The sequence below is a fragment of the Amaricoccus solimangrovi genome, from assembly GCF_006385685.1.
Classification (GTDB): Bacteria; Pseudomonadota; Alphaproteobacteria; order Rhodobacterales; family Rhodobacteraceae; genus Amaricoccus; species Amaricoccus solimangrovi.
Map to the genome: position 1 here is coordinate 1 of NZ_VFRP01000063.1, position 6,855 is coordinate 6,855.

The 6,855-nt window shown below is 68.8% G+C and carries 5 protein-coding genes and 1 pseudogene; 1 reads left to right on the forward strand and 5 read right to left on the reverse strand.

Features of this window, described 5'->3' with window-relative positions:
- Positions 1 to 283: pseudogene (locus FJM51_RS24050) on the forward strand (hypothetical protein); the annotation flags it as partial.
- A 5-nt stretch (positions 284 to 288) separates the two neighbouring features.
- Here FJM51_RS24050 and FJM51_RS22870 read toward each other — a convergent pair.
- The 5 genes from FJM51_RS22870 to FJM51_RS22890 all read right to left on the reverse strand — a co-directional run.
- Positions 289 to 1,323: a hypothetical protein gene (locus FJM51_RS22870; protein WP_140456415.1), complete on the reverse strand. Its 1,035-nt coding sequence runs from the start codon at positions 1,321 to 1,323 to the stop codon at positions 289 to 291.
- A 216-nt stretch (positions 1,324 to 1,539) separates the two neighbouring features.
- Positions 1,540 to 1,926 carry an acyl-CoA thioesterase gene (locus FJM51_RS22875; protein ID WP_140456416.1) on the reverse strand — a complete coding sequence of 129 codons (387 nt, stop codon included), beginning with the start codon at positions 1,924 to 1,926 and terminating at the stop codon, positions 1,540 to 1,542.
- A complete protein-coding gene (locus FJM51_RS22880) occupies positions 1,926 to 4,637 on the reverse strand; it encodes a CoA-binding protein (RefSeq protein ID WP_140456417.1) in 2,712 nt (903 codons plus the stop codon). The genes FJM51_RS22875 and FJM51_RS22880 overlap by 1 nt, the downstream gene beginning before the upstream one ends.
- An 85-nt stretch (positions 4,638 to 4,722) precedes the next feature.
- Complete coding sequence (locus FJM51_RS22885) at positions 4,723 to 6,009, reverse strand: ATP citrate lyase citrate-binding domain-containing protein (protein WP_140456418.1); 1,287 nt, start codon at positions 6,007 to 6,009, stop codon at positions 4,723 to 4,725.
- 176 nt (positions 6,010 to 6,185) lie between these two features.
- On the reverse strand, positions 6,186 to 6,855 hold a 670-nt coding region (locus FJM51_RS22890; protein WP_140456419.1), incomplete at its 5' end, for an ABC transporter permease.

Below are 6,855 nucleotides of genomic sequence, written 5' to 3' on the forward strand. Positions count from 1 at the left end.
GCGCCAGATCGACCCGGGCGTGCGGGTCACCAACCACGGGATCGCGATCCACCAGACCCTGATCGGCCAGGGGATTTCGCTCGGCTGGTCCGGGGTGATCGACGATCTCATCCGCAACCGCGTGCTGGTGCCGCTCGATACCGATCCGCTCCGCTCCGCGCGGGGCTATTATCTGGTCGCCTCCGACGATTTCCTGTCCTCCCGGGTCGGAACGCTGGTTCTGTCCGCGCTTGAGGCCGACGCGGAGATGCCCGCTCTCGCCGGGGCCGCGCCAGCCCCGTGAGCGGCTCAGCCAGGCAATACGCTGACAGCTCCCGCGGCGGATGGTCCGCCCGATACGCTCGCCGCTCGGATCCTGTCGGTTTCCACCGCCCGCCGCCGTCCGGCTCTCGCAGTCGCGCTGCGAGGGCCCGCCGACCCTACGATCCGAACGTGACGGAGCTTCGCGCCGAGGATCGGAGCTGGATCGTAATCGCGCTTGTCGATGGTCTCGCCGGCGCTGTCTTTCAGGGTGAGCTGGCCGCCGACCTCCATGCCGAGAAAGCCCGTGAGATCGAGTCCCTTCCCGGGCCGGTAGGCGGCCGTCGCGACCACCGCGGTCGCCTTGTCCTCGCCGATCCCGCCCGGCGCGGGCCCGTGGTCGTCGAGCCGGAATTCGGTGCTGTCGAAGCGGACGAAGAGACCCGCGGAGAGATCGTCGCGCAGTTCGTAGTTCAGCCCCACCCCCGGTCCCCGCGAGGCGCCGAATCCCCGGCCGTTGTCGAGGGTCAGCCGTTCGGTGATCCGCCAGTCGACGAGCAGGAACGGAAACAGTTCGTAACCATCCTCCGGCGCGAGCCTGGTGAAGGCGCCAAAGCCCGGACCGGCGCTGAAGCTGTCGCTGAACCTCCAGCTCGCGCCGACGATCAACCCGGCCGTGGCACCGTCGCCAAGGTCGACGCCGCCCTCGCCGGCATATCGCACGACCGGCACGGCCACGACCGTCGCGGAACGAGAGGCTCGGAAGACGACCGGGAGTGACAGGCTGAGTTCGCGGATCCCGCTCCATGGCGCCGTCACGTCGTCGAAATCGTAGTTGGCCACACCCGCGCCGAAGTTGAGCCCGATGGAATCGCGCCCGCCGAGCGACCGGGATACGCCGACGCCGACGATGTTCCGGCTGACGGAGAAAGCGCCACCGCCATCGAGATCGCGGTTCCCACGATATATGGTCTCGGCGTCGAAGGCGGGCGTAAGCGACGACGGGCCCTGCTGGGCCGCGGCGGGATAGACGCTCAAGCCCAACGCGATCCACGAGCCCCAGGCCCATCTGGCGCGCTTCATAGCCATCTTCCTTCCTGCCAAACTCTCCGCCCGCGCCCGGACCCTTGTAGCTTCGGTGGGTCCGATACAACATCGGGCTCGAGGTGCGGCGCGGCGCCGCGGGGCGGCGGCTCTCTCCCGCGCAAACAAAGGCCGGCGACGCTCCCGTCGCCGACCCTTCCGCGTCCGTTGCGGCGCCTTGGCCTCCGTTATATCGGAGCAATCGCGCCAGACGCCCTATTCAGGAAGCTGGCGCGGGCGGCCCGCGTCGTCGAGGGCGACGAAGGCGAAGGTGGCGCAGGTGACCTTTTCGCTCGCCGCCTCGTGGCGGCTCCGGCGCCAGGCGGTGACGTGGATGTGCATCGAGGTCCGGCCTCGCCGCGTCAGCGTCGCGTAGAGCGAGACCTCGTCGCCGACCTTGACCGGCAGATGGAAGCGCATGCCGTCGACCGCTACGGTCGCCGCCCGGCCGCGGGCGGTCAGCGCCGCGAGGTTGCCGGCGGCGAGGTCCATCTGGCTCATCAGCCAGCCGCCGAATACGTCCCCGGCGGGATTGGTATCGGCTGGCATCGCGATGGTGCGGATGACCGGCTGGTCCCGCGGCGAGCGCGCCTCGCCGTCCATCAGACCACGAAGCCGCAGGCCGAGGCCGGCGTCCGCGTATCCATGTTGCGACCTCGGTTGAGGTGATCGTCGATCTCCGCCGCCGATCCGATCATCCGGCCGTAGAGGAAGACGGTGAAGGCCGCGGTCTCCAGATCCCGCTCGCTCAGCCGCCCCGCCTGATAATCCGGCCAGAGCAGCGCGAGGAGAAGCGCCGCGATCACCGCGTCGACGTTGACGCAAAAGACATAGGGGCTCGCACCCTGCTCGTAGAGCGCCTGGACGAGCTCGCGATAGAAGGCGTGGAAGATGTTGTACTTGCCGGCGCGGGCCAGGTACTCCGCCACGAACCGCTCGCGTGGATCGAAGTTGACCGGCTTGCCCTTGAAGACCGGATGATGCACGCCGGGGAGCGCCCGGAGCTCGGCTCCCGCCTCCTTCGACGCCTTCTTTTCGCGGCGATAGGCCCGCGCGAACTCCGTCGCCATCGCCTTGAGGTTGATGCCATGGGCCGGGTCCGTCGGATCCGCCAACCCCTTGTCCCTGAACTGGTCGAGCAGGAAGGCCATGCCCTCGAAGCCGTTGCCGCCGTGGCTGTAGCCGGTATGCGTCAGAAAGCCGACCATCGCCTTGTTGATCTGTACCCGGCCCGGCGTCTGGGGCCCGTCGGCGGAGACCGCGCCCTTCGCCCCCTGCGCCGAGATCGCGCCGGGGCCGTTGGAGATCAGCAGGCCGATGAGGATCCGGAGCGGCGACGCCTCCTCCGCGCTCGGCTTCTTGCCGGTCATCGCGAGGAAGCAGAGGTCGGCCATCGTCCACTGGCCGAAGCGGTCGGCGCGCGGGATGCCGCGGAGCGAGCCCGGCTGGTGGTGCTCGCCCGGGATCGACGCCCCGACCATCACGCCGTAGAGCCGGAGATACCAGGGCAGCGTCTCCGCCGTCAGCCGGCTGATCCGCTTGCGCGTCAGCGGGCCCCAGCTGATCGTCGTGGCGATGGCGGCGAGGATCGCATCGCGCGACAGGCGGCCGCCGAGGGTGCCGAGGTATTTCAGGAACACCGACTTGCCGCCCCGCGCTTCGATCGCGGCGAGCATCGCCTCGGGGCGGGGATCGTCCGCCTCCGCCTCGGTCGCGAGGAAAAGCGCGCGGGTCGCCGGGACGATGTCGATGCCGCTCAGGTCGAAGTCCTCGTCGCGGCCGTCCCGAAGGCCCGAATGCGCGAAGAGGTCGATCAGCGCCCGTGCGCAGGCGAGCGCGCGCTCGACGCGCATCGGGCCGCAGATCGCCGCCGCCACCGCCATCACCGCGTTCGGCGCGTTGCCCGCGTCGCGCGCGGCGTCGGCTGCCACGAGGATCGGGTCGCCGACGAGATTCACCTCGGCCGCGACCGCGACGTCGAGCAGCGCCCGGTCGTTCTCGTTCGCGATCTCGTGCACCAGCGGCAGCGCGAAACAGGCCTCGAGCGGCTTGAGCGCGAGGTCGAGCACCGCGTGCCCGTGCACGCTCGTCACCTGGGTCGTCGGATCCATCACCGAGGCGCCCGACCTGTCCTTCATGCTCTGCCGGGCGACCACGGCGCCGATCTGGCGGCCGAGCGCCGCGATCTGGCCGGCGTAGGGCTCAGGCGCCGTTACAACCGGGGGCGCGAGATCCGCGGGCAGCGACAGCCCCTGGTCGTTCGCGAGCCAGGGCTTCGGCGAGAGATCGCCGCGCGGCTCGAAGTCGGGCGCGACGCCATTCAGCGCCATCACCGCGGTCAGCGCCGCCGGAATGTCGGCGATGTTGGTCACCACGGCGCCCTTCGCGGAGACGACCGGGTTCTCGGGCGTGTAGATGCCGTCGACGCCGACGGCCTCCATGAACCAGCCCTCCTTGTCCTCGGCCCGATCGCCGGTTCCGGCCATGGCCCCGGCATGCCCGACCGCGCGCGTCAGCTTCGATTTCCAGCGGCCGACGACGCAGGCGACGATCGGCTTCGTCCAGTCGATCGCATGCTCGTAATAGCCGCCGGGCTCGGCATAGAGCACCGCCGCCTTCGACCGGTCGTCGGCCGCGAAGGCGCGGGCGAAGTCGGGCGCGGCGTAGTGGATGTAGACGTCCTTCCCGGAAGAGACGAGCGTCGTCGTCCCCCAGCCCGAGGTGGCGAGATACTGGGCGATCGTGGTGGTGAAGCCGCCCGAGTTCGAGAAGATCGCGACCGAGCCCTTGATCAGGCTCTCCTCCGGGTGGTCGCCGCCGAGCGCGCCACCGATGCGGACCCGGTTCCAGCTGTCGGCGACCCCGAGGCAATTGCCGCCGATGATGTCGACGCCGTTGGCCTGTGCCATCGCCCGGATCTCGCGCGCGTCATGGACGGCGATCTTCTCGGTGATGATGACGATCTTGCGGAGCTCGGGATTGACGCGGATCAATTCGGCCACGCCGTCGCGCACACCCGAGGGCGGCAGGTAGACGACGCCGGTATTGAAGGAGAGCCCGGCGTCGAGCCCCTCGCGGACGTTGTTGAAGATCGGAATGTCGCCGGCCGGGGTTTTCAGCACCTGCCCCGCGCGGCCCGGCGAGGTGCCGAAGACCACGTTGCCGCCGGAGAAGGCGTGGCTCGTCGGCGTGACTTGCCGGCTCTCGCCGCCGGCGATGTTGAGCACGCAGACCCGGTCCTCCGGCGTCGCGATCTCCGCGAGCGAGCGGATGCCGAGGTAGTACGGAATGCCCTGGATGCCCTGGTGAAACATGAGCGGTCTCCCGGCGCGGCTCGACCGCCCTTCGGGCGGGATGCGGCGCGCTATTATTGGAATGGATGTCTCTGTCGCGCGAGGCTCAGGCGGCGACTTCCGCCTTGAGCCCGAGCGCGGCGGCGATCTCCGCGCGGCCGCCCGCGCGCATCCACGCGTCGACGCGCCTGGCGTAGTTCACCACCTCGGAAATCGCGCTGTCGAAGCCGAAGAAACGGTAGGGAAGCCCCAGGCTCTCCAGCGTCTCGGCGAGGTTGCCCATGCCGCGCACGAGGTTCGGCCCGCCCCGGCCGACCACCACGTAGAGCGGCGTCGGACCCTGCGCGGCGAAATGCTCGCGCAGCGCGTCGCCCATGCCGCGAAAGGTCTCGAGGATGTCGGTGTTGTTGGACTTGCCGCCGATGATGAAGAGCACGTTGGTCTGCTTCAGGAAATGCCGGTAGCAGATCGAGGCGACCGCCTTCATCTTCTCGTAGGGCGGGTTGCCGCCGAAGTCGGACGAGATGATCGCCGCCTCGCCGAGCACCTCGGTCACGAGGCTGTTCGCGCCGCCGCCGAAGGTCGGCGCGAGGATCGTCCCCTTGTCGTTGATCACGAAGACGTCCGACTGGCCCTGATGGGTGCGGAGCTGGTTCACCTCCTGCTCGAAGGCCGAGATGTCGGAGGCGAAGAGCTGGTCCGGCAGGCCGAGCCGGGCGACCCTGGGATCGTCGCGGTCGAAGCCGCACTTGAAGTCGCAGGCGACCGGCAGGAGCCGCCCGCCCTTCCCCGGCATCATCCGGATCGGGTTGAGCTCGAGCGTCGTCATCCCGTAGTGGTGGACGAGTTCCCAGAGCTTCGGCAGGTGCTGGACGAGCGGCGAGATGATCTCCTTCGGCGCGCCGATGTCGCTGAGCGCGTTTGCCACCACGAAGGCCTTGAGGCCGGTCAGCGCCTCGAAGGGCACCGTCGCCACGTCGCCCTTCGGCAACTCCTCGATGTCCATGCCGCCGCGATGGGTCAGCGTCATCGTGGGCGCGCGGAAGGCCGTGTTGTCGGTAATCGAGAAATAGACCTCGTGCTCGGCCGGAACGCCGGCCTCGAACGTGACGCCATTTGCCTTGGCGAAGGCGTTGCCGTGGTGGTGCTCGCAGAAATAGAGCCGCTCCTTCTCGGCGAGCGCCTCCTTCAGCGTCCGGGCCTTGCCGACGAGACCGGCCTTGCCCTTCTTGCCGACGCCGCCCCGGAACACCGGCTTGACGAAGATGAGCCCGTGGCGATCGATCAGCGACTGGATCGCATCCTCGGACGCATCCGGTCCCAATACCTCCGAGGCGGGAAAATCAACATGGGCAAGTAGTTTCGACCCGTGGAGCATACCGTTCAGTTGCATCGCTGCGTTTCCTCTCCTGTCACCGCCTTGCGCGGGCATCCGTCGCGAATATGCGCTTCGAGATTGTCGCCAAGCTGTCGCCGGCGTCCTGTGGCGGTCGGAGTGCCGCGCCGCGTTCCTGTGAATGTATTGTCCAGGGTGCCCGGCCACGAGCGGCCGGACACCCGGGGCGCGCGTCAGGCGGTTTCGGTCTCGCGCGAATTCGGGCTCCACTTGATGAGCTTCGCCTCGGCCACGTCGAGTACGCGGTCGATGAGCAGGACAAACATCGCAAGGATGATGATACCTGCGAAAACCCCGACTGCGTCGAAGTTGCCCTCCGCCTGGGCGATCAGATAACCGAGCCCGGCCGAGGCGCCGAGGTATTCGCCGATGATGGCGCCCACCACCGCGAAGCCGACCGAGGTCCGGAGCGACGACAGGATCCAGCTCGCCGCCGCCGGGAAGTAGACCGTGGTGAGCAGCGCGTGCCGCCGGGCGCCGAGGATCTTCGCGTTGGCGAGCACGACCGGGTTCACCTCGCGCACGCCCTGCATGGCGTTGAAGAAGGTGATGAAGAACACCAGCGTCACCGACAGCGCGACCTTCGACCACAGCCCGAGCCCGAGCCAAAGCACGAAGATCGGCGCGAGCACCACGCGCGGGATCGCGTTCAGCGCCTTGATGAACGGGTCGAGGATCCGGTACGCGCCCCTGGAGAGCCCGAGCCAAACGCCCGCCGCGACGCCGAGGGCGGTGCCGATGACGTAGCCTAGGACGGTTTCGGTCAGGGTGATCGTGACGTGCTTGTAGAAGCCGGGATCGGTCACCCAGGCGAAGATCTGCTTCACGATGTCGATCGGCGCC

What these genes read in the sequence shown, in the direction of transcription:
- FJM51_RS22885 (WP_140456418.1), bottom strand. Translation starts at nt 6,009, where the DNA reads ATGCAACTGAACGGTATGCTCCACGGGTCGAAACTACTTGCCCATGTT.
- FJM51_RS22870 (WP_140456415.1), bottom strand. Translation starts at nt 1,323, where the DNA reads ATGAAGCGCGCCAGATGGGCCTGGGGCTCGTGGATCGCGTTGGGCTTG.
- FJM51_RS22880 (WP_140456417.1), bottom strand. Translation starts at nt 4,637, where the DNA reads ATGTTTCACCAGGGCATCCAGGGCATTCCGTACTACCTCGGCATCCGC.
- FJM51_RS22875 (WP_140456416.1), bottom strand. Translation starts at nt 1,926, where the DNA reads ATGGACGGCGAGGCGCGCTCGCCGCGGGACCAGCCGGTCATCCGCACC.